At 71.9% G+C, this 25,029-nt stretch carries 19 protein-coding genes; 8 read left to right on the top strand and 11 right to left on the bottom strand.

Features of this window, described 5'->3' with window-relative positions:
- Positions 1 to 14 precede the first annotated feature (14 nt).
- Genes IF30_RS0112375 through IF30_RS0112365 form a run of 3 tightly spaced genes read left to right on the top strand, consistent with a single transcriptional unit; the run spans position 15 to position 2,630 of the window.
- Entirely contained in the window at positions 15 to 1,064 is a 1,050-nt protein-coding gene (locus IF30_RS0112375) for a GSCFA domain-containing protein (protein WP_030236246.1), read from the top strand.
- Complete coding sequence (locus IF30_RS0112370; RefSeq protein WP_030236244.1) at positions 1,027 to 1,722, top strand: hypothetical protein; 696 nt, start codon at positions 1,027 to 1,029, stop codon at positions 1,720 to 1,722. The genes IF30_RS0112375 and IF30_RS0112370 overlap by 38 nt, the downstream gene beginning before the upstream one ends.
- Positions 1,723 to 1,757: 35 nt before the next feature.
- Entirely contained in the window at positions 1,758 to 2,630 is an 873-nt protein-coding gene (locus IF30_RS0112365) for a TauD/TfdA dioxygenase family protein (RefSeq protein WP_030236243.1), read from the top strand.
- A 79-nt stretch (positions 2,631 to 2,709) separates the two neighbouring features.
- Here IF30_RS0112365 and IF30_RS43445 read toward each other — a convergent pair whose 3' ends face one another.
- The 11 genes from IF30_RS43445 to IF30_RS0112310 form a co-directional block, all read right to left on the bottom strand.
- Positions 2,710 to 3,477 (bottom strand): hypothetical protein, encoded by a 768-nt coding sequence (locus IF30_RS43445; RefSeq protein WP_051710011.1) that lies wholly within the window; start codon positions 3,475 to 3,477, stop codon positions 2,710 to 2,712.
- A 178-nt stretch (positions 3,478 to 3,655) separates the two neighbouring features.
- Positions 3,656 to 5,077 carry a glycoside hydrolase family 43 protein gene (locus IF30_RS0112355; protein ID WP_030236239.1) on the bottom strand — a complete coding sequence of 474 codons (1,422 nt, stop codon included), beginning with the start codon at positions 5,075 to 5,077 and terminating at the stop codon, positions 3,656 to 3,658.
- 61 nt (positions 5,078 to 5,138) lie between these two features.
- Entirely contained in the window at positions 5,139 to 6,578 is a 1,440-nt protein-coding gene (locus tag IF30_RS0112350; RefSeq protein WP_030236236.1) for a family 43 glycosylhydrolase, read from the bottom strand.
- Between the two features lie 221 nt (positions 6,579 to 6,799).
- Positions 6,800 to 7,771 carry a galactofuranose ABC transporter, permease protein YjfF gene (gene yjfF, locus IF30_RS0112345; RefSeq protein ID WP_078891341.1) on the bottom strand — a complete coding sequence of 324 codons (972 nt, stop codon included), beginning with the start codon at positions 7,769 to 7,771 and terminating at the stop codon, positions 6,800 to 6,802.
- A complete protein-coding gene (locus IF30_RS0112340; RefSeq protein ID WP_030236231.1) occupies positions 7,768 to 8,850 on the bottom strand; it encodes an ABC transporter permease in 1,083 nt (360 codons plus the stop codon). Before IF30_RS0112340 ends, yjfF begins: the two co-directional genes overlap by 4 nt.
- Entirely contained in the window at positions 8,847 to 10,370 is a 1,524-nt protein-coding gene (locus IF30_RS0112335) for a sugar ABC transporter ATP-binding protein (protein ID WP_030236228.1), read from the bottom strand. Before IF30_RS0112335 ends, IF30_RS0112340 begins: the two co-directional genes overlap by 4 nt.
- 77 nt (positions 10,371 to 10,447) lie before the next feature.
- Positions 10,448 to 11,431: an ABC transporter substrate-binding protein gene (locus IF30_RS0112330; RefSeq protein ID WP_030236227.1), complete on the bottom strand. Its 984-nt coding sequence runs from the start codon at positions 11,429 to 11,431 to the stop codon at positions 10,448 to 10,450.
- Between the two features lie 483 nt (positions 11,432 to 11,914).
- Positions 11,915 to 12,904, bottom strand: a complete 990-nt coding sequence (locus tag IF30_RS0112325) for a LacI family DNA-binding transcriptional regulator (RefSeq protein ID WP_051710009.1) — start codon at positions 12,902 to 12,904, stop codon at positions 11,915 to 11,917.
- Between the two features lie 309 nt (positions 12,905 to 13,213).
- Positions 13,214 to 15,406: a cellulose binding domain-containing protein gene (locus IF30_RS50200; RefSeq protein WP_030236220.1), complete on the bottom strand. Its 2,193-nt coding sequence runs from the start codon at positions 15,404 to 15,406 to the stop codon at positions 13,214 to 13,216.
- Positions 15,407 to 15,672: 266 nt separating this feature from the next.
- Entirely contained in the window at positions 15,673 to 16,980 is a 1,308-nt protein-coding gene (locus IF30_RS0112315; RefSeq protein WP_030236218.1) for a glycoside hydrolase family 6 protein, read from the bottom strand.
- A gap of 167 nt (positions 16,981 to 17,147) precedes the next feature.
- The gene (locus tag IF30_RS0112310; protein WP_051710007.1) at positions 17,148 to 18,122 is read right to left on the bottom strand and encodes a glycoside hydrolase family 6 protein; all 975 of its coding nucleotides are present in this window, start codon (positions 18,120 to 18,122) and stop codon (positions 17,148 to 17,150) included.
- A gap of 303 nt (positions 18,123 to 18,425) precedes the next feature.
- On the opposite strand from IF30_RS0112310, the gene IF30_RS0112305 reads away from it, so the two are divergent.
- The 5 genes from IF30_RS0112305 to IF30_RS0112285 all read left to right on the top strand — a co-directional run bounded on the left by IF30_RS0112305 (position 18,426) and on the right by IF30_RS0112285 (position 24,991).
- Complete coding sequence (locus IF30_RS0112305; RefSeq protein WP_030236212.1) at positions 18,426 to 19,451, top strand: LacI family DNA-binding transcriptional regulator; 1,026 nt, start codon at positions 18,426 to 18,428, stop codon at positions 19,449 to 19,451.
- Positions 19,452 to 20,050: 599 nt separating this feature from the next.
- Entirely contained in the window at positions 20,051 to 21,352 is a 1,302-nt protein-coding gene (locus tag IF30_RS0112300) for an extracellular solute-binding protein (protein WP_037899781.1), read from the top strand.
- A gap of 148 nt (positions 21,353 to 21,500) precedes the next feature.
- Complete coding sequence (locus tag IF30_RS0112295) at positions 21,501 to 22,502, top strand: carbohydrate ABC transporter permease (protein ID WP_030236207.1); 1,002 nt, start codon at positions 21,501 to 21,503, stop codon at positions 22,500 to 22,502.
- Positions 22,503 to 22,519: 17 nt separating this feature from the next.
- The gene (locus IF30_RS0112290; protein ID WP_030236206.1) at positions 22,520 to 23,488 is read left to right on the top strand and encodes a carbohydrate ABC transporter permease; all 969 of its coding nucleotides are present in this window, start codon (positions 22,520 to 22,522) and stop codon (positions 23,486 to 23,488) included.
- Positions 23,489 to 23,542: 54 nt separating this feature from the next.
- Positions 23,543 to 24,991 carry a GH1 family beta-glucosidase gene (locus IF30_RS0112285; RefSeq protein WP_030236203.1) on the top strand — a complete coding sequence of 483 codons (1,449 nt, stop codon included), beginning with the start codon at positions 23,543 to 23,545 and terminating at the stop codon, positions 24,989 to 24,991.
- Positions 24,992 to 25,029: the final 38 nt, after the last annotated feature.

The following is a 25,029-nucleotide window of genomic DNA, read 5'->3' as shown; positions in this document are numbered from 1 at the left end:
GGAGACCACCGCCAGTGAACCCCTACCAGTCCCTACCGGCGCGCGCGTTCTGGCGCTCCGCCGTGGCCGAGCCGGACCCGCTCGCCATCGACGACCTGTGGACGCCCGCGTTCACGATCGGGCAGGACGACCCCGTCCTCACCGTCGGGTCCTGCTTCGCCGCGCACATCGGCCGCGCCCTGCTGGAGCGCGGCATGAACTGGTACGACGCGGAGCCGGCCCCGCCGGGGCTGACCGAGGAGGAGCGCAGGGCGCGCCACTACGGGGTGTTCTCGTTCCGCACCGGGACCGTCTACACCGCAGCCGTGCTGCGCCAGTGGCTCTCCTGGGCCTTCGGCCGCTCGACCCCGCCCACCGAGGCGTGGCTGGAGGACGGCCGGTACCACGACCCCTTCCGCCCGTCCGTCGAGCCCGGCGGCCACGCCTCCGCCGAGGCGATGCTGGCGGCCCGCGGGACGACCCTCGCCGCCATCCGCGACGCCGTCACCGAGGCCAGTTGCCTGGTCTTCACCATGGGCCTGACCGAGGCGTGGCGGGACCGCGCCGACGGCACCGTCTACTCGTCCTGCCCCGGCACCGTGCGCGGCACCTTCGACCCGGAGCGGCACGTCTTCCACGCCTTCACCTTCGAGGAGGTCCGCCGCGACCTGGCGGACGCCATCGCGCTGGCCCGCGAAGCCAATCCGGGGCTGCGCGTCCTGCTGACCGTCTCACCGCATCCGCTGACGGCGACCGCGACCGGCGCCCACGTGCTCACCGCCAACACCTACTCCAAGTCGCTGCTGCGGACGGTGGCCGGGCAGCTGACCCGGGACCTCGACGACGTCGACTACTTCCCCTCGTACGAACTCGTCACCGGCATCCCGTTCCGGAGCAGGTTCTACGCACCGAACCTGCGGGAAGTGACGCCCGAGGGCGTCGACTTCGTCATGCGCCACTTCATGACCGCGCTGTCGCGGTCCGCCGCCGGTCCGCGACCGGCCCGGGCCGACCGGCCGGTGGCGGAGCCGAAGGGGGTGGACACCTGTGACGACGCCGTCCTCGACTACTACCGCCCCCGCTAGGTTCCTGCTGCTGGGCGACTCGCACGCCGGGCCCATCGGGCGGGCCGCGAAGGCGGCCCGGATCCCGTTCCAGGGCGGTCCGATCGGTGCCGGGCGTGAGTTCACCGACGACTTCTTCGAGCCGCGCGAGCACGACGTGGTGTTCCGCAAGGCCGAGGCCGAGGAGTACTACCGGGCCTTCCTGGCGGAGCTGGGCGTGGCCGGCCTCGGACGGCTCGAGGTCCCGCTGGTGTGCACCTTCGGCCTCAGCGCGCACTTCGTCGCCACGAGCGAGAACTGGCGCCTCTACCGCCGGCGCGACGGCGGTTTCGCCCCGGGCTTCCTGTCCGGGCCGCTGTTCGACGCCATCGTCCTCGCCACCGTCCGCGACGCGCTGGCCTTCTACCGCCACGCACTCGGGCTCGGCCTGCGGGTGCTGGCCGTGCTGCCGCCGCAGCGGGTGCCCGAACAGTCCGACCCCGAGGTGTTCATGGCCGCACAGGAGGCGGTCCGCAGCGCGCTCGACGCGCTCGGCGTCGAGGTCGTCGACCTCCGCGCCCGCACCACCGGACCGGACGGCTTCCAACGCCCGGAGCTGTGCCAGGCCGACGACTCCATCCACGGCAACCTCGCCTTCGGCCGGCTGGTCCTCGCGGATCTGCTGGCTCGCGGGCTGTGACGACACCGACCCCACCCACACCACAGGAGCACGTCATGGAGCAGTACGAACTGGACGCCGTCAAGGCCGTCACCACCAGGCCCGCCAGGGAGTACCGGACCATCACGGTCGACCCGGTCACCCCGGTGATCGGCGCCGAGGTCTCCGGCGTCGACCTCGCGCAGGAACTCCCGGACCAGCAACTCGCCGAGGTGAAGCAGGCGTTCCTCGACCACCACGTCCTCGTCTTCCGCGACCAGCACCTGACGGACGAGGACCACAAGCGCTTCGCCGGGCACTTCGGCGAGCTGCGCCCGGTCAACCCGCCCCCGGTCGACGCGGATCCGTACATCCTGGAGATCCGCACCAGCGCCGAGGCGGAGAACGTCGCCGGCAACGGCTGGCACGCCGACGGCACCGCCGACGCCGAACCCTCGCTCGGCTCGATGCTCTACATCACCCGCGTGCCGGAGCCGGGCAGCGGCGGCGACACCCTGTTCGCCAACATGCACCTGGCGTACGAGATGCTGTCCCCGACGATGCGCGAGCTGCTCGACGGCCTGACCGCGATCCACGACGGCCTGGTCGCCTTCCAGGGCTACACCCCGCCCGCGGGGTACGTGATACCCAAGAGCGAGCACCCGCTGGTGGTGCGCCACCCCGAGACCGACCGCAAGATCCTCTACGTCAACAAGGCCTACACCGCGCGCATCCCCCAGCTGTCGGCCGACGAGAGCCGGGCCCTGCTCGACCTGCTCTTCGCCCTGCCCGCCCAGCGGCCCATGCTGACCTGCCGCATCCGCTGGAGCCCCGGCACGCTGGTGTTCTGGGACAACCGCTGCGTCCAGCACCACGCCACGTACGACTACTACCCGCACACCCGCTACGGCCGCCGGGTCGCCATCGACGGCGGGCCGCTCAAGGGCTGAGCCGGTCGTCGGTCCCCGGGCCGGGCCCGGGGACCGACGACGCCGTGGCCCCGGTCGCGGCCGGGCCGAGCGGTTCGGCTCAGGCCGCGTCCGCGCGGGACAGGGCGGCGGCGAGGCCGTCGGCGAGCCGCGCCCAGGTGGTGTGCTCGCCGTGCTCGTCCGGTCGTCCGGCATCGGCCCGGACCACCGCGCGGATCCGGGCGGACGGGTAGGTCGCGGCGTAGGCGGCCGGGTCCGCCGCCGCGTACGCGGCCGCCACGGCGGCCGCGTTGGCCAGGGCGTTCGCGTCGGCGTGGGCGCGCACGTTGGCCGTCGTGTTGAGTTCCGCGTAGGTCTCGCCGTACTCGGCGGCCTCGGTCTCGCCGTAGCCGTTCGCCAGCGCGAAGGAGCCGGCGGCGGCAGCGGCCGTGGCGTAGGCCTCGGCATAGGGGTACGCGTGGTGGAAGAGCTCCCGCAGCTCCGGTTCGAGCGCCGCGCGCCACGTGTCCTCGTCGATCCGGCGGCCCTTCAGGGCGCTTGCGTGCAGGGCCAGTACGGCCTGGTGCGGCGCGGTGGACCCGCCGCGCCGCACGCTCGCCTCGGCCAGGACCGGGCCGACGGCGGAGCAGTACCAGTCATGGACCACGCTGAAGGGCACCCTGCCGTCCAGTCGCTCCGCCTCCTGGCGCACCCGCCGCGCCCACTCCCGCGCGGCACCGGCCTCCAGGCCGTCGGACAGCGCCTCCGACACCTCCGCCAGCCAGAGCGGCAGGACCGGCCCTTCACCCGGTGTCGCCGCCCCGCCGGGGGCCTGGGCGGCGGCGCCGGGTGAAGCGTGGAAGGCCGAGGAGGTCTCGGGTGGGGTCATCTGCTCTGCTCCTGTACGGGCTGTCCGCTTGCTTCGGGCCGTCACGTCTTCGCGTGGTGGCGTTTCCCAGTCTCCGGGAGATCGGGCCGCCGCTCCAGTGGCGTGTCGAAAGCGTGACTCCTCGGGGTGCGCTCCGGTTCACGGAGCACGGCATGCGGCAGGCCGCGCCCGGTCCGGTTCAGGCGGTCCAGGGGGTGACGGGCAGGAAGGAGCTGTCCGCCCGGAAGGTGTCGCTGTCCTGGTACACGTCGACGCGCAGTGCGTAGTCGTAGTGGCGGACGTAGCGGCCCGGGTAGTTGTAGGACTCCAACGCGACCGATCCGGGGGCCGAGCCGGGGCGGGCGCAGTAGGTGGCGTCGCCGTGGAAGACGGCGGTGCCGTCGTCACCGCCGAGGCTCAGCTTGAAGTCCCAGTGCCGCAGGTAGCGCCCGTCGGCGGCGCGGAAGGAGTAGCAGCCGGCGTCGGCGAGGCCCGGGACGATCGTGAAGGTGGCGTCCTGCTTGACGGTCGCGGGGCTGTTCGCGTCCACCGGGTCGAGGTAGCCGAGGCCTGCTCGGGAACTGGCGTACCTGGTCGGGTGGTTCACCGACCGGAGTGAGCGGTCGGTGCCGACCGGCAGGGCCACTCCTCCGCTGACCGTCTCCTTGAGCACGGTGAAGTGCCGGGCGAAGCCGCTGAGTCCGGGCAGCTCGGTGGGAGCCGTCCAGGTGGCCAGGCCGTCGTAGCTGTCGCTGTAGTAGTACTTGTGCGCGCTGTAGCCGTCGTAGTAGATCCGCCAGCCGCCGTTGTCCAGCGGGACGAGTGCCGGCCCTTCCACCCAGTTGCCCCAACCGGCCCAGTTTCCGGTGCCGTTGAAGGTGTAGGGGCCGGTCAGGCTGCTCGCGGTGGAGTGCTCGATGTACTTGGTGGTCTCGTTCTTGCTGAACGCGTGGTAGGTGGAGCCGACCTTGACCACGAAGGTGTCGATGTAGTTCGGCCCGATCCCGGCCAGCGGGACGGGTGGACTCCATTCGGTGAGCGCCGCGTTGGTGGCGGTGAGCAGGTACGGCTTGAAGTCGCTGCCGGTGGTGGAGACCGAGACGACCACGTGCACCGTGCCGTCGGTGTCGACGAACCACTCGGGCGCCCAGGTGGACTTCACCCCGCTCAACGGCAGCGTCTGGTTGCCGAGGAAGGTCCAGTTCACCCGGTCGGTGCTGGTGGCGAAGCCGATGGTGTTGCCGTCCCAGTCGGTGGTGTACGTGACGTAGTACCGGCCGTCGGTGTGCCGGATGATGCTCGGGTCACGGATCAGTCCGCTGGGCGGTGTGTACGCGGAGGCCTTGAGCAGCCGGTAGCCGGTGGCGTCGGGCGACTCGTAGACGTACATGTTGGATTCGCTGCTGTTGGTGAACGCGGTCATGGTGTACCGGGTCGCGGTGCCGACCGACGGCGCGGCGGCCGGGCCCTGGGTCACGGCGGTGGGTGCCTGGAGCACGGCGGCGGAGGGCCGGGCCACGGCGGCGTGGGCCGGGGCGGCTCCGAGCAGCCCGGCGGTGAGGGCGCCGGCCGCGAGCAGGCCGCTCACGGCGCGGCGGGCCCGGGCGAGGAAGCGGGACATCGTCGTCCTCTCGTCAGGGGTCCGACCCGACCGTGGCGTACGGTCGGGCCGGGGGCGGGTGTCACTGCTGGTAGAAGGTGGCGTCCTGCTTGGCGACCGTGGTGGTGACGGGCTGCGTGTACAGCAGGTAGTCGTAGTGCCGCAGGTACTGGCCGGGGCTGCCGTAGGCCTCGTAGCTGACGCCGGCGCTGTCGGCGAGACCGGCGCGCTGGTAGAAGCTGGCGCTGCCCTTGAACGCGGCGGTGCCGTCGTTCTTCTCGACCCACACCTCGCCGTTGCGGCTGTGCAGGTAGTAGCCGGGATGGTTGGCCGACTCCAGTGAGACCGTTCCGCTGCCGGACAGGCCGGGCACGGTGCGGAACTGGGAGTCGGCGAGGTTGGCGACGTCGGGCTCCAGCTTGGCCCGGTAGTCCCAGTGCCGGATGAAGTACGTCGGGTAGTTGTACGAGGACAGCCGGATCGGCGTGGCTCCGTCGGCGACCGGGATGCCGAAGTTGGGGGTGCCGTCGGCGTTCCAGTACAGCTTCTGCACCCGGGTGCGGCGGTTGGGGTCGTTCAGCGGGTCGCCGGTGATGTCCTTGTACGAGCGGTCGTGGTAGACCAGGATGTCGCTCTTGCCGTCCTCGGAGACGGTGAACTGGTTGTGCCCGGGCCCGTATTGGGAGGTGCCCGCGTTGCTGGTGAACACCGGGGTGGCGCTCTTGGTCCACGATGCCGGGTCGAGCAGGTCGGCGGTGGCCGAGGCGGTCAGCATGCCCAGGCAGTAGTTGCTGTCGGTGGCGGACGCCGAGTAGGTCAGGAAGACCTTGCCGCCGTGCTCGATCAGCGCCGGGCCCTCGTTGACCTTGTAGCCGACCGTCTCCCAGCCGTACGTGGGCACGCTGAGCCGCACCGGGGTGCCGGAGATGGTCCAGGGGTTGCTCAGCCTGGCGAGGTAGATGTTGGAGTTGGTGGCGATCGCCGGGTCCTTCTGTGCCCAGCTGAGGTAGCGCACGCCGTTGACCGTGAAGGTGGTGGCGTCCAGGGCGAAGGAGTCCATCGGGGTGGCGATCTGCCCCTTCTCCGTCCAGCCGCCGCTCAGCGGGTCGGCGGCGGAGGACTCCAGGACGTACATCCGGATCTTCCACTGGTCGGCGGAGTCGCCGGCCGCGAAGTAGACGTACCACTTGCCGTCGATGAAGTGGATCTCCGGCGCCCAGATGTGGTTGGCCATCGCGCCGCCGGCGTGCCTGGTCCAGATCACCGTCTCCGGGGCGGTCGAGAGGCCCTGGATGGTGGTGGCGCGGCGCAGCACGATCCGGTCGTACTCGGGGACGGTGGCGGTGAAGTAGTAGTAGCCGTCGGTGTGCTTGTAGATCTGGGCGTCCGCCCGCTGGTTGACCAGCGGGTTGGTGTAGGTGGCCGCGGGCGGGGCGGGGGCGGTGGCCTGCGCGGCGGGGGCGGGCAGCAGCAGGGCGGCCAGGACGGCGGCCGCGGCGGCGAGCGGGAGGGTTCGCTTCATCGGTGGGGGTCTCTCCTCGGTGGGCGAACAGGGAGCGGTCACGTCGCCGCCTGCTCGACCGGGGCGAATTGTTAGCGCTAACAATCGGGAGCCCACGCCCCCGGCGCGGCTGGGGCCGGCCGGGGTGGCGTGGGGCTCTTCGACAGCGGGGCGCAACCGGCTGCGGGCGGCTGACGGCAGCGGGCGGCTGCCGGCGGCGGGGTGCCACCGGCGGCCCGGGGCTACCTGCGCCGGGCGGTGATCAGGCGCTGCAGGACGATGAAGACGAACAGCAGCCCGCCGATCACGATCCTGGTCCACCACGAACTGAGGGTGCCCTGGAAGCTGATGACGGTCTGGATCAGACCGAGCACCAGCACACCCAGCAGGGTGCCGAGCAGGTAGCCGGACCCGCCGGTGAGCAGGGTGCCGCCGATCACCACGGCCGCGATCGCGTCCAGTTCCAGGCCGACCGCGTGCAGGCCGTAACCGGAGAGCATGTAGAAGGTGAGCAGCACTCCGCCGAGCGCCGAGCAGAAGCCGCTGATCGCGTACACGGTGGTCTTGGTCCGCCCCACCGGCAGGCCCATCAGCAGGGCGGACTGCTCGCTGCCGCCGATCGCGTACACGTTCCGCCCGAGGCGGGTGTAGTGCAGCACGACGAAGCCGGCTGCCACCACCAGCAGCGCGATCACCACACTGGGCGAGACGAACAGGTCTCCGAGCGGGATCCGGGTCTGCGCCATCGCGGTGTACGACGGGTCGGTGATGGAGATCGACTCGATGCTGATCGTGTAGCACAGCCCCCGGGCCAGGAACATGCCCGCCAGCGTCACGATGAACGGCTGGATCTCGAAGGTGTGGATCACCCAGCCCATCACCCAGCCGCCGGCCGTGCCCATCAGCAGCACCAGCGGGATGACCACCAGCGGCGGCCAGCCGTGCCGCTCCACCAGCCAGGCGGAGACCATGGTGGAGAGCGCCACCACCGCGCCGACCGACAGGTCGATGCCGCCGGTCAGCACGACGAAGGTCATCCCGACCGCGACCACGAGCAGGAAGGCGTTGTCGATGAGCAGGTTGAGCACCACCTGCCCGGAGAAGAAGCCGTCGTACTGCACCGAGCCGACGGTGAACATCGACACCAGCAGGACGGAGGTGACCAGCAGCGGGATCTGTCCGCGCACTCTGGTCAGCAGGGTGTTGGCGTTCACGCGCCGACCTCCCGGTTGGTGGTGGTGGCAGGACTCGGCCGGGCAGCGCTGCGGCGCCCGGCGCCGCGTCGGGCGAGCTTGGCACGGAAGTTCGGCGACTGGACCAGGCAGACCGTGATCACCACGAAGGCCTTGAAGACCAGCGTGGTCTCCGGCGGGATGCCGATGGTGTAGACGGTGGTGGAGAGCGTCTGGATGACCAGCGCGCCGAGGACGGTGCCGCCGATCGAGAACCGGCCGCCGTTGAGCGAGGTCCCACCGATCACGACCGCGAGGATGGCGTCGAGTTCGATCCACAGGCCGGCGTTGTTGCCGTCCGCCGCCGAGACGTTGGACGAGACCATCAGTCCGGCGACCGCCGCGCACAGCGCGCTGAACACGTACACCAGGGCGACCAGGCGCATCGCCCGGATGCCGACCAGCCTGCTGGCCACCGGGTTGCCACCGACCGACTCCAGCAGCAGGCCGAGCGCGGTGGAGCGGGTCAGCAGCGCGGTGAGCAGCGCGACCAGGCCGCTGAGCAGGATCGCGAACGGCATCGTCAGCCAGTACCCGCCGCCGATCAGCTTGTACGGCTCGCTGGTGATCGTGATGATCTGGCCGTCGGTGATCAGCTGGGCGACGCCCCGGCCGGCGACCATCAGGATCAGGGTGGCGATGATCGGCTGCACCCCGACCCGGGCCACCAGCACCCCGTTCGCGAGGCCCAGGAGCACCGCCGTGCCGAGGGCGATGCCGACCGCGCCGAACACCGTGCCGAGACTCGCCGGGTCGGCCGCCTCGCTGATGTGCTGGCAGGCCAGCGCGCCGGCGATGGCGACGGTGGAGCCGACCGACAGGTCGATGCCACCGGTGGCGATCACCAGGGTCATGCCGAGCGACACCAGGATCAGCGGGGCGCCGAAGTGCAGGATGTCGATCGAACTGCCGTACAGGTGGCCGTCCTTGAGGTGGACGGCGAAGAAGTCCGGGGTGAAGGCGAGGTTGCCGAGCAGCAGCGCGATCAGCACCGCGGCCGGCCAGAACAGCCGGTGCCGGGTCACCGCCCGGACCCCCGAAGTGGTCGGCGCCGTGGTCATTGTTCCGCTCCGCTCGCGATGGTGGCCAGGACGCGCTCCGGGGTGAGCTCGTCGTCGTTGCGCAGTTGGGCGACCATCCGGCGGTCGCGCAGCACGCCGACGCGGTGGCTGAGCCGCAGCACCTCCTCCAGTTCGGCGGAGATGAACAGCACCGCCATGCCCTTCTCGGCGAGGTCCGCGACCAGCTTCTGGATCTCGGCCTTGGCGCCGATGTCGATGCCCCGGGTGGGCTCGTCCAGGATCAGCAGCTTGGGGTCGGTGATCAGCCAGCGGGCCAGCAGCACCTTCTGCTGGTTTCCGCCGCTGAGATTGCGGACCAGTGCCTCGGGGTTGTCCGGGCGGATGTCCAGGGCGCGGATCCAGCGCAGCGCCAGCGCGTCCTGCACGGTGCGCGACAGCGGGCGGGCCCAGCCGCGGGCCGCCTGCAGCGCCAGCACGATGTTCTCCCGGACGGTCAGCTCGCCGACCAGGCCCTCGGTCTTGCGGTTCTCCGAGCAGAACGCGATGCCGTGGGCGATCGCGTCGCGCGGGTTGCGCAGGTCCGTCTCGGTGCCCTCGATCCGCAGGGTGCCGCCGTCCTTGTGGTCGGCGCCGAAGAGCAGCCGGGCGGCCTCGGTCCGGCCGGATCCCAACAGGCCTGCCAGGCCGATCACTTCACCGGGGCTGATGGCGAGGTCGTACGGTTCGACGGCGCCCTTGCGGGTCAGGCCCTCGGCCGCCAGGAAGGGCCGGTCGGTGGCCGGCGCGGAGCGCTCGCGCCGCTTGCCGCCGGCGAGTTGGTCGAGCCCGGCGAGTTCCGAGCCGATCATCCGGGAGACCAGTTCGACCTGGTTGAGCTCGCTGGTCAGGTACTCGCCCTCCAGCCGGCCGTTGCGCAGCACGGTCATCCGGTCGCAGATCTCGTAGATCTGGTCGAGGAAGTGCGAGACGAACAGGATGGCGACGCCCTGGTCGCGCAACCGGCGCATCACGGTGAAGAGTTGGTGCACCTCGTCGCGGTCGAGGCTGGAGGTCGGCTCGTCCAGGATCAGCACCTTGGCCGAGACGTCCACGGCGCGGACGATGGCGACCAGTTGCTGGATGGCGATGGAGTAGCTGTCCAGCGGCGCGCTGACGTCGATGTCCAGCTCCAGTGTGCGGACCAACTCGGCGGCGCGGCGCCGCATTTCGGCCCAGTCGATCAGGCCGAAGCGGCGTGGCTCGCGGCCGATGAAGATGTTCTCCGCGACCGACAGGTTCGGGCAGAGGTTCACCTCCTGGTAGACGGTGCTGATGCCCGCCTGCTGGGCCTGCAACGGACCGGCGATCCGCACCCGCTGTCCGGCCAGCACCACCTCGCCGCCGTCCGCCGGGTGCACCCCGGTCAGTACCTTGATCAGCGTGGACTTGCCGGCGCCGTTCTCCCCCATCAGGGCGTGCACCTCGCCGGGGAAGAGCCGGAAGTCGACTCCGTCCAGCGCCACCACCCCGGGGAACTCCTTGCGGATCCCCCGCACTTCCAGGACCGGTTGCTGACGCACCGGCTCTCCTCTCCTCGTACGAACCCGGGCCGCCCGGGGAGCGGTCCGCCGATCGCTCCCCGGGCGGACGGGCCCGGTCAGTACTGGCGGGTCGGCAGCGCGGCGGCGGCCTGGTCCTGGGTGAAGACGCTCTCCTCCGTCTTGATCCGCTTCTGGACCTGCTCGCCGGCCTTGACCTTCTTCGCCAGGTCCATCAGCTGGTCACCGAGGAGCGGGTTGCACTCCACGTCGACGTTGATCTTGCCCTGGCTCATCGCGGTGAAGGCGTCCTTGACCCCGTCCACCGAGATGATCTTGATGTCGGTGCCGGGCTTCTTGCCGGCTTCCTCGATGGCCTGGATCGCACCCAGCGCCATGTCGTCGTTGTGCGCGTACAGCACGTCGATCTTCGGCTGGGCCTTCAGGAAGGCCTGCATGACCTCCTTGCCCTTCGCCCGGGTGAAGTCACCGGTCTGCGAGGCCACCACCTTGAACTTGGCGTCCGCCTTGATCACGTCGCCGAAGCCCGCCTTGCGGTCGTTGGCCGGCGCCGAACCGGTGGTGCCCTGCAGTTCGACGATGTTCACGTCGTCGGACTTGCCCTGGTACTCCTTCACCAGCCAGTCGCCGGCCTTCTTGCCCTCTTCGACGAAGTCCGAGCCGAGGAAGGAGACGTAGAGCGAGTCGTCCTTGGAGTCCACCGCCCGGTCGGTGAGGATCACCGGGATCTTGGCGTCCTTCGCCTCCTTCAGCACGGTGTCCCAACCCGACTCCACCACCGGCGAGAAGGCGATCACGTCCACCTTCTGCTGGATGAAGGAGCGGATCGCCTTGATCTGGTTCTCCTGCTTCTGCTGGGCGTCGGAGAACTTCAGCTCGATGCCCGCCTTCTTCGCGGACTCCTGGATCGACTTGGTGTTCGCGGTGCGCCAACCGCTCTCCGCGCCGACCTGCGAGAAGCCCACGACGAGCTTGTGGCCGGCACCCTTGTCGGTCGAGCCCCCACCGCCGCCGGAACCGCACGCGGTGAGGACGGTGACCATCGCACCGGCGACCAGGGCCGCCGCAGCTCTCTTGGACATGGTGGGACTTCCTCTCGGGATCATCGATCGCGCGAACGGCACCGGTCACATGAACGCGAGGTTTCGGCGCCGCTTCGCTCGATCAGATTGTTAACGCTCACAATCCACACCGGCAAGGCCCTCGCACCCCGTTACCCAATCTTGACCAGCTCCGTCGGCGAGAACCCGAACCAACATCAACTCGACGGCACCGAGGGGAGTTGAGCCGTTTTGGGAGGGAATCCCTGCCGCGCGCACCACGCGGTGCCCGGATGACGCGCACGTCCGCCCACCTGGAACGCGGCGCACGGAGAACCGTCGAACCGGGGGGAACGACGCGACGACTTCACCTGCTCGCAACGCTCGCGCCGACGGCCGCCGACAGCCACCTCGGCGGCCGGGTCGGGCACGGCGGCGCAGGTCAGGAGCGGGGTGCAGGCAAGGCGCGCAGGCGCGGGTCAGGTGCGGCGGTGCGGTCCCGCGGGTCAGGCGCGCCGGCTCGGGTCAGGCGCGGCGGGCGGGGCCGGCGCTGCGCCGCAGGACCATCTCCGGGGAGAGTTGGACGTGGTCGCGGGTGTGGGCGACGCCGGCCAGTTCCTCCAGGAGGAGTTCGAGGGCGCGGCGGCCGAGTTCGCCGAAGTCCTGCCGGACGGTGGCGAGCGGCGGGGTGAAGTACGCGGCCTCGGGGATGTCGTCGAAGCCGATCACACTGATCTCGCCCGGCATGGCGCGGCCCGCCTCGTGCAGGGCGCGGATCAGGCCGAGGGCCATGTGGTCGTTGGCGCAGAAGACGGCGGTGACCTCCGGATCGTGCGCGATCCGGCGGCCCACCTCGTAGCCGGAGCGGGCGCTCCAGTCGCCGCTCTCGACCTGCGGCACCCGGGCGCCGCCGGCCTCCAGGGCGCGCCGCCAGCCGTCCTGGCGGTCGGCGCTCTCCAGCCAGCCGGCCGGCCCGGCGAGGTGGTGCACGGTCCGGTGGCCGAGGTCGAGCAGGTGCCGGGTGGCGACCTCGGCGCCGGACCGGTTGTCGAACGACACCATCGGCATCCGGGACTGGCTGCCGGATCCGACCGCGACCACCGGTACCGAACTGGACAGTTTGGCGAGGGCGCCGACCGCGGAGATCTGCGGGGCGATCACCACGACGCCTTCCACGCCCTGGTCCCGCAGCCGGTCCACGGCCTCCTGCATGGAGCGGCTGTCCAGGGAGCGCAGGCTGGCGACGCTGACGAAGTAGTCGGCGGTGCGCGCGGCGCGTTCGATGCCGTCGAGCATCGAGGCGGGGCCGTACAGGGTGGAGTCGAAGCTGACCACGCCCAGGGTCTGCGAGCGGCGGGTGACCAGGGCGCGGGCTGCCGAGTTCGGCCGGTAGTCGAGTTCGCGGATCGCGGCTAGCACCCGCTCCCGGGTGTCGGACCGCACGTGCGGAGCACCGTTGAGCACCCGGGACACCGTCTGGTGGGAGACGCCGGCCAGCTTCGCGACGTCAGCCATCACCGGCTGTCGTGCCTCCGTACCGACCGCTTCAGTTCCCACGCGCAGCCCCCACTGATACCCCCGGTCCGACCGTCCGCCAGGTCGGCGGGCAGCGGCGCCACTGTCTCATGCCGCCAGGGTGCCGCCTAGATGTTAGCGCTCACAAACGATCCGGGGCAGGCCTTGGCCTGCCCCGGATCGGGAGCCGGGGCGAGTCGGGTCCGGCCGGGGGCCCGCGCGGTGCCGGCCCGTCCCACTCGCGGGTGTCTCCGGCACGGCCGTCCGGACAGCGCACTCCGCTGCCCGGACGGCCCGTGTCGCCCCCCGTCAGCCGCAGGGCGTGCCGTTCAGGGTGAAGCCGCTCGGGGGCTGGTTCGCGCCCGAGTACGAGGCGTTGAGCCCGAGCGTGGTGGCGGCGCCCGGCGCCAGGGTGGCGTTGTAGGCCAGGCTGCCGGCGGTCACCGTGCTGCCCGACTGCGTCCAGGCGGCGTTCCAGCCGGTGCTCAGTCGCTGGTTGCCGGGCCAGGCGAACGAGAGGGTCCAGCCGTTCACCGGTGTGCTGCCGGTGTTGGTGAGCACCAGGGTCGCGGTGAAGCCGCTGCCCCAGTCCGTCACCGAGTAGCCGACCTTGCAGGTGCCGCCGCCGGCCGGCGCCGTGGTCACCGTGACGGTGCCGGAGCGGGCCGAGCGGTCACCCGCCGCGCCCTTGGCGTAGACGGCGAAGGTGTAGGCGGTGTCCGGCTGCAGGCCGGTCACGGTCGCGTTCGCGGCGGTGGGCGAGGCCACCACGGTCTCGGTGCCGCCCGCGACCCGGACCACGTCGTAGCCCGCCAGACCGGTGGAGCTGGTGGACGGGGCCCAGCTCAGCTGCACCGACCCGCTGGTGACGGCCGCGGCCACGGGCGTGCCCGGCGTGGTCGGCGGGGTCGCCGCGGCGCCCGGCTGCAGGGTGATCAGCACCGCGCTGTACGGTGCGACGGTCTGCGAGGCGGCGGTGCCCGTGCTCGCCGTGGTCAGGGCGGCGGAGGGGCCGGCCATCGTGGTCACCACCGGCGTGCCCGGGGCCGGGGTGAACCCGGCGTAGTCGAGGCCCACCTGGTAGCTGTCGGTCGGGTCGTCGTTCACCAGCAGTACCCGCAGGGAGCCGTCGGCGGACCGCCCCGCGTAGGACTTGAGCAGGGGCCGGCTGGACCCGGCCGCAACCAGGGTGTCGCCCGGGTGGGCGAACCTGCCGAGCAGCGTCATCGCGTTGTACGCCGGGAACGGCGTGTCGGGCGCCGGTTCGCACACCTGCGCACCGTTGACCGTGCCGCAGCTGCCGTCGGCGAGCATGCCGTAGTCGCCGTAGGCGGCCGAACCGTAGAGCGCGGAGCCGTTGTCACCGGTGGTCACGATGCCGTTGTGGATCTGCCACCAGTCCACGCTGGAGACGCCGTTGGCGAGCCAGCCGAGGTAGTCCTGCGGCAGGAAGAGCGCGTTGACCAGGCCGACGGTCTGCTTGCCGGGGTTGGAGGAGACCGAGTTGGTCTCGGTCACCATGATCGGCACCGAGCTGTCGCCCGCGTACTGGCCGAGCTGCGAGCGCAGTGTGCCGACCATGGTGGGGATCTGCGCCGAGGCGGCGAGCAGGCCCGCGTCGGTCGGGCCGGGCGGGCTGACGCTGCCCGGGTTCTGCGGGTACCAGTGCACGTCCGCGAAGCCGATCTGCCCGGCCAGTGCGGTCATCACGGTCTGGTTCCACGGCTGCGGGCTGCCCGCCGAGGTGACGCCGTCCGGCCAGTTGCCGGGCGCGGTGAGCACCACGCCGATCTCGATGGTCGGGTCGACGGCCTTCATCGCCGCGATGTACGCCTTGGTGTTCCGCGCGTACACCGCCGGGCCGCAGTCGGCCGGGGCGGCGCCGGTGCAGTGCTTGTCGGTCTCCCAGTCGGCCGTGTAGGTCCCGTTGCCGTAGATCTCGTTGCCGATCTCCCAGTACTTGATGTGGTAGTCGTGCGTGATGTTGGCGTACCGCACCCAGTCGGCCGCGAGCTGGGCACCGGTCTCGGCCGGGGACTTCGTGGCACCGATCGTGTCGCCGCTGCCGTAGTTGACCGTCACCATGCCCTGGGCGCCGGACTGGCGGAGCATGGCGGCGTACTGGTCGAAGTCGACGGCCTGGGGGCCGTTGGTGAGGTCGGTGTTGGTCTTCCAGTCGTAGCTGTCGGACGAGCTGCCGCCCGGGAAGCGGACCAGGCCGACGCCGGCCTGCCTGAGCAGGCCGGGCACGGCGGCGTCGGTCAGCTTGCTGTCGTAGACCGAGCCGTTGGTGCCGATCGCGGTGGCGGGGACGGTGGCGAGGGACTGCGCGGCGTTCACGCTCACCGTTGCCGTGGTGGCGGTGGCGGCCGCGGTGGTGGTGGCGGTGGCGGCCGCGTCGGCGTTCGGAGCGGTGTTCCAGAGCAGGCCGGCGGCCAGCAGGGCCAGGCCCGCCAGGGCGGCGGGCAGGCGCGAGGTGCCCGGTGGGGGCCGCAGGGGCATGGGCGTGTTCCTCTCGGGGGGTGGGACCGTGGGAGCAACGCGAGCGGGTGGGGCCGTGGGAGCAACGCGGGTGGGGTGGGGCCGTGGGGCAACGCGGGTGGGGGTGGCGCGGGTCGCCGACGGTGCCCCGAGAGTCGGCGGAGGCGCCGTCGCGCGTCAACGGCACGGCCCGCCGCCCGGGTCGGGGCGGCGGGCTGAGCTGCGGTGAACGGTGCGGTGGACGGCGTAACTTTCATGCCGGGGAGGGGGAGCCGTCCGGCCCGGGTTCAGTACCCGCTGTTGAAGGTCAGTGCCGGGCGGGCGTTCCGCACCAGTGTGGCGGCCTGTTCGGGCCACCAGGCGCCGGCCGCCGGATCGACGATGCCGTACTCCGGGTCGATCGTTCCGCCGGGGATGTTGCGGTTGCACTGTCCGTCGGACTGGCCGACCGTCTTGATCCACAGGTAGGCGTCCGCGAGCGCGGTCCCGGTGCCGGCCGTGGGGCGGTCGCCGATGCCGCGTCCGGGCGGGTTGCACCAGATCTGCGGGTCGCCGGTGTACTTGCCGGCCGGCGGCGTCCAGGAGCCCTGCCCGTTGCGGCTGGTGTCGACGACGAAGTGGGTGCGTTCGCCCGCGGGCGGGGTGCCGACGTTCTGCTGGAACCACAGGTCGGTCCAGTGCCAGGTGGCGGGGTCGTCCACGTCGACGGCGTTGCCGGGGCGGCCGTCGTTGGGGGCGGCCGGGGAGAAGTACTGGCCGGCGCACGCCTCGGCGTGCCCGCGGGCGGCCTCCGGGCCCTTGGTGGCGTACCAGAGGCAGTCCGACACCCAGGTGCCGTAGCGGTCGGACAGGTCGGTGGCGAAGAAGTTGGAGACGTTCAGCGAGAAGCCCTGGGCGCGGTCGGCGCCCGCCTGCATCAGGCGCTGCGTCATGGTGCCCACGCTCTGCCAGTGGCTGTTGCCCGCGTCGAGGTAGACGGTGGTGTTCGGCTGCTTCTCCAGGGCGTCGACGGCGTAGCGGAGGTCGGCGATGCGCCCCGCGGTGAGGGTGCCGGTGGGGTCGGTGGTGGGAGAGCAGTCGCGGGGGAGATTGGCCAGGCCGTCGGGTTCGAGGACGACCACCGCCTTGTCGCGGCCGACGCCGCGGGCCAGCGCGGCGATCCAGGCCTGGTAGTCCGCGTCGGACTGCGCGCCTCCGCTCGAGTACTGGGAGCAGTCCCGCCCCGGGATGTCGTAGGCGACCAGGACCGGGACGGTCCCGGTGCGGGCCGCGCGGCGGACCAGGGTTCGCGTCTGCTCCTCGACCTCGGCCGGTGTGCCGTCGGAGAACCAGTGGGCGCCGGGCCAACTGGCGAGTTTCGCCATGGTGGTGGCGCCGGCGAAGTCGCCGTGCAGCAGGTCGGTGACGGACTGCCGGGCGGCGTCGCGGTCCGGTTCGACGTAGAAGCGGGTGTCGGCGGGCAGCGTGTGGCCGGTCGCCCGGCGGCCCTGGCCCTGCTCCTGGCCCTGGGCCTGGGCCTGCGCCGGGACGGCGAGCCCGATCAGCAGGGCGGCGATGCCGACGGGGATCAGCGAGCGGGGGATGCGTGGTCTCACGAGGTGTCCTTGTCGGTTTCTCGGGGCGGGGCAGGAGGGCTGGGGGCGGGAGTGCAGCGGTGTGGGGGCGGAGTGGCCGGGGCGCGAGTGCAGCGGTGTGGGGGCGGAGTGGGCGGGGCGTGCGGCGGCACCGGTCCCGGGGGGCGGGGGCCGGTGCCGGTCCACGGTCAGTAGCCGTAGATCAGGTTGTACGCGACCTGCGGCAGGAACTGCCCGGCGCTCGATCCGGCGCCGGTGCCGCAGTTGCCGTCGGACTCGCCGGGCGCCTTGATCCACAGCAGCATCTCGGCGCCGCCGCCGATCTGCGTGGGCGTGCCGATCCTGCGCCCCGCCGCGTTGCACCAGTTGCCGTCGGATCCGTTGCCGTTGCGGCTGGTGTCGACGACGAACGGTTTGGTGTACCCGTAGGACGACCGCAGGGCCGCGTTGACGGAGTTGCCGTACGCCGTGTTCTGCGCGGTGGTGAAGGAGTTGGACACGTTGAGCGAGAACCCGTGGGCTCCCTTCACCCCGGCCGCGGCCAGGTGCTGGGCCATGGTGGTGGCGCTCAGCCAGGCCGGGTTGCCGGCGTCCAGGTAGACCCAGGTGTTCGGGGCCTTGGCGTTGAACTGCGCGATGGCGTTGTTCAGCAGCGCGTTGCGCGCGGCGATCTGGCTCTGCGTCATGCAGGACTCGTCCCCCAGTGCGTCGGGTTCAAGGACGACCACCGCCGGCCGGTTGCCGATGCCGCCGGCGAAGGCGGCGATCCAGGTGGCGTAGTCGGCGTCGGAACCCGCGCCGCCGCCGGACTGGCCGGCGCAGATGTCGCGGTTGGGGATGTTGTACGCCACCAGGACGGGCAGCTTGCGGTTGGCGGCGGCCGCGCCGACGAAGGCGCCGGTCGCCGTGCCGATGGTGCCGCTCCAGTTGCCGAACCAGCGTGCCGTGGGCACGTCGGCGATCGACGAGCGGATGGCGGGGGCGCGGCCGTCGCCGGGGTGGGCGTTGACCCACTGCCGCGCGGAGGAGTCGGGGTCGACGTAGAAGCCGCTGGTCATGGTGGTGGGGTCGGCGGCGTACGCGGTGCCGGGGTGGACCGCGAGCAGGAGGGCGGTCAGCGCTGGGGCCAGGAGCAGGAAGAGCCTACGGGGGGAGCGGCGCATGGTGCTTCCTCCACTGGGTGGGGTGGGGGCGGAAGTTGGAAGCGCTTCCAGTTGCCAGATGATTGAGCCGATCCGAACCCGGTGTCAAGACGCGTGCAGCAACTGCGGCGCACCGTCGTCCCCGCAGGAAATCGACCGGAGTCACCGCTGTCCCGGCAAAACCGGGCGCGGCTGGCCTAGAGTGTGGAAGCGCTTCCGATCAGCGGGGGCGCGCGGGCCGGTCGGTCGCCCTGGTGGCACGGGACGCCTGTGGAACCATGGTCCGGAGAAAGCCCGACGGCAACAGGAGGATCAGCAATCGCGATGGAGACGTCTCCACGACGCCAGCCGACGCTGGACGAGGTCGCGGCCCGGGCCGGTGTCTCGCGCACGGCGGCGTCCCGCGTCATCAACAACGTGCCGCACGTCAGCGCGGCCAAGCGCGCCGCGGTGGAGCGGGCGGTCCGCGAGCTCGGCTACGTGCCGAACCCGACCGCACGGGCCCTGGCGACCCGGCGCGCGGGGGCGGTCGTGCTGGCGGTGTCCAGCGACGAACCCGGCCTGTTCGCCGACCCGTTCTTCGCCGAGGTGACGGTGGGCGTCAGCTCCTTCCTCGACCAGACGGATCTGGAGTTGGTCCTGCTGCTGGCCAACACGCCCCGCGGCAAGGAGCGGCTGCGCCGCATCCTGAGCTCCCACCGGGCCGACGGCGTGATGCTGATGGCGGTGCGCGGCGACGACCCGCTCGGCCGCCTGGCCGAGGAGACGGACCTGCCCGTGGTCTTCGGCGGCCTGCCACTGGCGGGCACGCCCCGCTGGTACGTCGACCCGGACAACCGGGGCGGCGCGCGCCTGGCCGTCGAGCACCTGGTGCGCGGCGGACGCCGCAACATCGCGATGATCACCGGCCAGGTCGACCTGCAGGCGGCCGTCGCCCGCGAACAGGGCTTCCGCGAGGCGCTCGTGCTGGCCGGGCGGTCCGCCGCGGGCGTGGTGCCGGGCGACTTCACCCAGGCCGGCGGCGAGGCCGCCATGGAGCGGCTGCTCGCGGACCGCCCGGACATCGACGCGGTGTTCACCGCCAACGACGGCATGGCGCTGGGAGCGCTGCGCGCCCTGCGCCGACACGGCAGACGCGTCCCCGAGGACGTCGCGGTCGTCGGCTTCGACGACCTCGCCAGCGCCCTGTACGCCGACCCGCCGTTGACGACCGTGCGCCAGCCGGTGCGGGCGCTCGGCCTGGAGATGGCCCGGATGCTCGCGGCCGTCATCGACGGCCACGACCCGAGCCCCCTCGTGCTCCCCACCCGGTTGACGGTCCGCGAATCCGCGCCCTCGACGGCCGGCTGACCTCGCCCGCGGCGGCGTTCCGACCGCGGAGCGCCTTCCGGCCCTGAGCGTCTTCCGGTCCTGAGCGTCGGTCCTGAGCACGTCCCGGCCCTGAGCGCCTTCCGACCGCGCCTTCCGGCCCTCGGCGCGGACCGGCCCGAACGCGTGCCGATCCGGCGCGTGCCGATCCGGCCCGCCGTCCGCTCCGGAAGCGCTTCCACCATCGTCCGCCGCCGCCCGGACCGATGGCCCGGCGGGCGCCCCGGCTCCGTCGCCCGGGCCCTGCCCTGCGCGCGTCGAACCGCGCCCGCGACGGAGCTGACCAGTCGTGACCGCACCCCGCTGGTGCGGCGATCCGCCCTGCCCGCGACCGGCGCACCGGCTCGAAGCCCCTCGGCGGGACACCCCTTGAACACCTCTTGACAGTCTCCCGCTCCAGGGAGCAGGGTTTCCCAACTGGAAGCGCTTCCACTTCTCGGACGGCGCTCCCGGGGCCGTCCGACCGATTCCGCGCCCAGGCCCCTCCCCCTCACCCCCTCGCGCCCGCTCGCGGCTCCGCCCCCGGCGCCACGAGCACGCGACCACCCTCGCGCATCCCGCTACCGCTCCTGGAGAACCCCATGTTCCTGCGCAGCCGTTCCCGCAGAGCCGCCGCCCTCCTGTCGGCCACCGTCGTCACCGCGGCCCTGGCCACCGGATGCGCCTCGGGAGAGGCCGGCTCGGACGACCCCAACGCGAAGATCACGCTCACCGTGGGCGACTTCGGCACCTTCGGCTACAAGGAGTCCGGGCTCTTCGACGAGTACATGAAGGCCCACCCGAACATCACGATCAAGGAGAACACCACCACCCAGGAGGGCGACTACTGGACCGCCCTGCAGACCCGCCTGTCGGGCGGCGGACTCGACGACATCCAGGCACTCGAAGTGACCCGGATCGCGCTCGCCACCTCCGACCAGCTCAGCGGTGCCTTCACCGATCTGGCGCACGCCCAGGGTGTCGAGAAGGACGCCTACCTGCCGTGGAAGTGGAAGCAGGCGACCACCGCCCAGGGCAAGACCGTCGGCCTCGGCACGGACGTCGGCCCGATGGCGATCTGCTACCGCCAGGACCTCTTCCAGGCGGCGGGCCTGCCCGCCGACCCGGCCGCCGTCAGCGCCCTGTGGGCGGGCGACTGGGCGAAGTACGTCGAGGTCGGCCGCCAGTACCAGGCCAAGGCCCCCAAGGGCACCGCCTTCATGGACACCGCCACCGGCCTGTACAACGGCGTGGTCTCCTCCGACGCCGAGCAGTACTACAAGAACGGCAAGGCCGACTACCAGAACTCCGCCGGCGTGAAGAACGGCTGGAAGCTGGCCGCCGACGCGGTCCAGGCCGGAATCACCCAGGGCCTCAAGGAGTTCGACACCCCCTGGCAGACGGCCTTCTCCAACTCCACGTTCGCCACGACCGTCTGCCCGTCGTGGCAGCAGGCCAACATCGAGAAGTTCTCCGGTCCCGACAACGCCGGCAAGTGGAACATCGCCCAGGCTCCCGCCGCCGGGAACTGGGGCGGCTCGTTCCTGGCCGTGCCGGCCTCCGGCAAGCACGTCGCCCAGGCCCAGGCGCTGGCCGTCTGGCTGACGGCGCCCGAGCAGCAGGCCAAGGTGTTCCAGAAGGTCGGCAACATCCCCGCCAACCAGAAGGCGTACACGCTCCCGGGCGTCACGGACTTCACCAACCCCTACATCGGCCCCAACGCCCCCACCGGTCAGATCTTCTCCACCGCGGCCAAGGCCATCCAGCCCGCCGAGACGGGCCCGCACCACGGTGACTTCCACGGGGTGTTCAGCAACGGCGTGCTGCTGATGGAGCAGAACCACATGAGCTCCGACGACGCCTGGGCCGCCACCCTGAAGCAGATCGCGAGCACCATCCAGTAGCCGCGGGCCCGGCCGTACGGACCGCCCCGGCCCTGCCCCGCACGTGGTCCGTACGGCGTCCGCCCGCGAGCAGCCGGCACCGACCGAAACCCTTTCCAGAACGACGCGACGACCCCGCCCGGCCGTCGACCCGGCACGGAGGAACCCTGTGGCCACCTCGACCCGCACCCACCGAAGAGACCCGGCAGAGCCGCCCGCCACGAACCCTCCGGAGCGCCGGGCGACACCGACGGGCCTGCGCGCCCGGCTCCGGCGCTGGGACCACGCCGGCTCGCCCTACATGTTCGTCGCGCCCTTCTTCGTCGTGTTCGCGGTGTTCGGGCTCTTCCCGCTCGTCTACACCGGCTGGCTCTCCCTGCACCAGGTCAGCCTCTACAACGTGGACCAGGCCGACTGGGTCGGACTGCAGAACTACACCGACCTGCTGTTCGGGCCGCCGAGCGAGCTCTTCTGGCACGCCCTGCGCAACACGGTCACCCTCGGCGTGCTGTCCACCGTCCCGCAGCTGCTGATCGCACTCGGCCTCGCCCACCTGCTCAACTACCGGCTCCCGGCCCGCGGCTTCTTCCGCACGGCGCTGCTCGCGCCGTACGCGACGTCGGTGGCGGCCGCCACGCTCGTCTTCGCGCTGATCTTCAGCCCCGAGGGCGGCATGGCCAACTGGCTGCTCGGCCTCGTGGGCATCGGACCGGTCCACTGGGAATCCGGCGGCTGGACCTCCCAGTTCGCCGTCTCGACGATCGTCATCTGGCGCTGGACCGGCTACAACGCGCTGATCTACCTCGCCGCCATGCAGGCCGTCCCCCGCGAGCTGTACGAGGCCGCCGCGATCGACGGCGCCAACCGCTGGCAGCAGTTCCGCAACGTCACGATCCCCGAACTGCGCCCCACCATCCTGTTCACCGTCGTCGTCTCGTTCATCGGAGCGACCCAACTCTTCGGCGAGCCCTACCTGTTCGGCGGGCAGAGCGGCCACCAGGGCGGCACGAACCACCAGTACGAGACCCTCGGCATCCTCATGTACGACCAGGGCTTCCACTACAGCATGCTCGGACGCGCCTCCGCCATCGCGTGGCTGATGTTCGGGCTGCTCCTGCTGGTCGGCCTGGCCAACACGCTGATCGCCCGCCGCCTGCGCTCCGCCAAGTGACCGCGAAGGACGCCGACATGACCACCACCTCCGCCGACTCCCCCGGCTCCCCCGCTCCCGCCTCCCCCGCCGCCCCGGCGGCCCGGCCGGCGGAGCCGACCGCCGGCCGGGCCGGCACCGGGCGCCGGAACCGGCTGCGCTCCCCCGGCGCGGGCGGCCAGCACCGGGCCGGTCCGTTCGCCCTGGCGACGCTGGTCCTGGCCGCCCTGGCCTCGCTGTTCCCGCTGTACTGGACCCTCGTGGCGGCGTCGACCGACAGCCACCGGGTGGTCTCCACACCCCCGCCGCTCGTGCCCGGCTCGAACCTGTTCCACAACATCGGCTACGTGTGGCACAACGCCGGGGCGCGCGGCATGGGCGTCGCGCTGCTCAACTCGACCCTGGTCGCCGGCACCGTCGCGGTCAGCACGGTGGCGTTCTCCGTCCTGGCCGGCTTCGCGTTCGCCAAGCTGCGCTTCCGCGGCCGCGGCCCGATGCTCGCCCTGGTCGTCGCCACCATGGCCGTGCCCGCCCAGGTCAGCATCGTGCCGCTGTTCATCCTGATGCGGCACCTGGGGCTCGGCAACCAGCTCGGCGCGCTCATCCTGCCCACCCTGGTGACCGCCTTCGGCGTGTTCTTCATGCGCCAGTACCTCACCCAGGCCCTGCCCACCGAACTGCTGGAGGCGGCCCGGATCGACGGGGCGAACTCGCTGCGCGTCGTCTGGCACGTCGTCCTGCCCGTCGCCCGGCCCGCCATGGCCGTACTGGGCATGCTCACCTTCGTCCAGTCCTGGAACGACTTCCTGTGGCCCGTCATCGCGATGAACGGCGCCGTCAACCCCACGGTCCAGGTCGCCCTCGCCGGGCTCGGCACCGGCTGGTCCACCGACTGGTCCGTCATCACGGCCGGCGCGCTCGTCGGCACCGTGCCGCTGCTCCTGGTCTTCACCGTCTTCGGCCGCCAGATCGTCGGCGGCATCACCCAGGGCGCACTGAAAGGGTGACCGGCCCCCGGCCGGCACCCGACGACCACCACACACCATTGGAGTACCCCTGTCATGACCGTGGCCTCACCGGACATCCGCACCGCCCGACGCGCCTTCCCGCCGGCCTTCGCCTGGGGGACGGCCACCGCCGCCTACCAGATCGAGGGCGCCGTCGCGGAGGACGGCCGCGCCCCCTCGATCTGGGACATCTTCAGCCACACCCCCGGCAAGGTCGCCAACGGCGACACCGGAGACACCGCGCTCGACCACTACCACCGCTTCCGCGAGGACGTCCGGCTGATGGCCGACCTCGGCCTGACCTCCTACCGCTTCTCCATCGCCTGGCCCCGCGTCCAGCCCACCGGACGCGGCCCGGCCGCCCAGCAGGGCCTCGACTTCTACCGCCGGCTCACCGACGAACTGCTCGCCCACGGCATCACCCCGGTCGCCACGCTCTACCACTGGGACTTGCCGCAGGAGTTGGAGACCCCGTCGGACGGCGGCCCCGCCGGGGGCGGCTGGCCGGCCCGGCAGACCGCCTACCGCTTCGCCGACTACGCGACGCTCGTCGCCGAGGCGCTCGGCGACCGGGTGTCCACCTGGACCACCCTCAACGAGCCCTGGTGCAGCGCCTTCCTCGGCTACGGCGCCGGCGTCCACGCCCCGGGCCGCACCGATCCGGCCGACGCCCTGCGCGCCGCCCACCACCTCAACCTCGGCCACGGCCTGGCCGTCGGCGCCCTGCGCGCCGCGCTGCCGTCCGCCGCCCAGGTGGCCGTCTCGCTCAACCTGCACGTCGTCCGGCCGCTCAGCGAGCGCCCGGAGGACCTGGCGGCGGCCCGCCGGATCGACGCCGTCGGCAACCGGGTCTTCACCGGCCCGATGCTCAAGGGCCGGTACGACGAGGACCTCCTGGAGGACACCGCGCACCTGGTCGACTGGGACGGCCTCGTCCACGACGGCGACCTCGCCGAGATCTCCCGTCCGATCGACCTGCTCGGCCTCAACTACTACAACCCGACCGTCGTCTCCGCCCCGGCGGACGCCGGACGCCTCCCCCGCCAGGACGGGCACGGCGGCGGCCAGTCCTCCCCCTGGCCGGGCGCCGACGACGTCGCCTTCCACCTCGCCAACGACGACCTCACCGCCATGGGCTGGCCGATCGACCCGACCGGGCTGTCCGACGCGCTGCTCGCGATGCACCGCGAGTTCGGCCTGCCGCTGATGGTCAGCGAGAACGGCGCCGCCTTCGAGGACACCGTCTCGCCCGACGGCACCGTGCACGACCCCGAGCGGACCGCCTACCTCCGGGCCCACCTGGGCGCGGTCGCCGACGCGATCGCCGGCGGCGCGGACGTCCGGGGCTACTTCCTGTGGTCCCTGCTCGACAACTTCGAGTGGGCGTACGGCTACGACAAGCGCTTCGGCATCGTCCACGTCGACTACGACACCCTGGTGCGCACGCCGAAGGCCAGCGCCCGCTGGTACTCCGAGGTGATCCGCCGGGGCGGACTGGACTGACGGCGCGCGGCCCGGGGAGGCCGCCGAGGGGAGGACGG

The organism is Streptomyces sp. NRRL S-350 (assembly GCF_000719705.1).
Taxonomy (GTDB): domain Bacteria; phylum Actinomycetota; class Actinomycetes; order Streptomycetales; family Streptomycetaceae; genus Kitasatospora.
This window is presented reverse-complemented; position numbering and strand designations above follow the sequence as displayed.

Coding starts and splice junctions, on each gene's coding strand:
- IF30_RS0112365 (WP_030236243.1), top strand. CDS start 1,758: ATGGAGCAGTACGAACTGGACGCCGTCAAGGCCGTCACCACCAGGCCC.
- IF30_RS43445 (WP_051710011.1), bottom strand. CDS start 3,477: ATGACCCCACCCGAGACCTCCTCGGCCTTCCACGCTTCACCCGGCGCC.
- IF30_RS0112355 (WP_030236239.1), bottom strand. CDS start 5,077: ATGTCCCGCTTCCTCGCCCGGGCCCGCCGCGCCGTGAGCGGCCTGCTC.
- IF30_RS0112350 (WP_030236236.1), bottom strand. CDS start 6,578: ATGAAGCGAACCCTCCCGCTCGCCGCCGCGGCCGCCGTCCTGGCCGCC.
- IF30_RS0112340 (WP_030236231.1), bottom strand. CDS start 8,850: ATGACCACGGCGCCGACCACTTCGGGGGTCCGGGCGGTGACCCGGCAC.
- IF30_RS0112330 (WP_030236227.1), bottom strand. CDS start 11,431: ATGTCCAAGAGAGCTGCGGCGGCCCTGGTCGCCGGTGCGATGGTCACC.
- IF30_RS0112325 (WP_051710009.1), bottom strand. CDS start 12,904: ATGGCTGACGTCGCGAAGCTGGCCGGCGTCTCCCACCAGACGGTGTCC.
- IF30_RS50200 (WP_030236220.1), bottom strand. CDS start 15,406: ATGCCCCTGCGGCCCCCACCGGGCACCTCGCGCCTGCCCGCCGCCCTG.
- IF30_RS0112310 (WP_051710007.1), bottom strand. CDS start 18,122: ATGCGCCGCTCCCCCCGTAGGCTCTTCCTGCTCCTGGCCCCAGCGCTG.
- IF30_RS0112305 (WP_030236212.1), top strand. CDS start 18,426: ATGGAGACGTCTCCACGACGCCAGCCGACGCTGGACGAGGTCGCGGCC.
- IF30_RS0112300 (WP_037899781.1), top strand. CDS start 20,051: ATGTTCCTGCGCAGCCGTTCCCGCAGAGCCGCCGCCCTCCTGTCGGCC.
- IF30_RS0112290 (WP_030236206.1), top strand. CDS start 22,520: ATGACCACCACCTCCGCCGACTCCCCCGGCTCCCCCGCTCCCGCCTCC.
- IF30_RS0112285 (WP_030236203.1), top strand. CDS start 23,543: ATGACCGTGGCCTCACCGGACATCCGCACCGCCCGACGCGCCTTCCCG.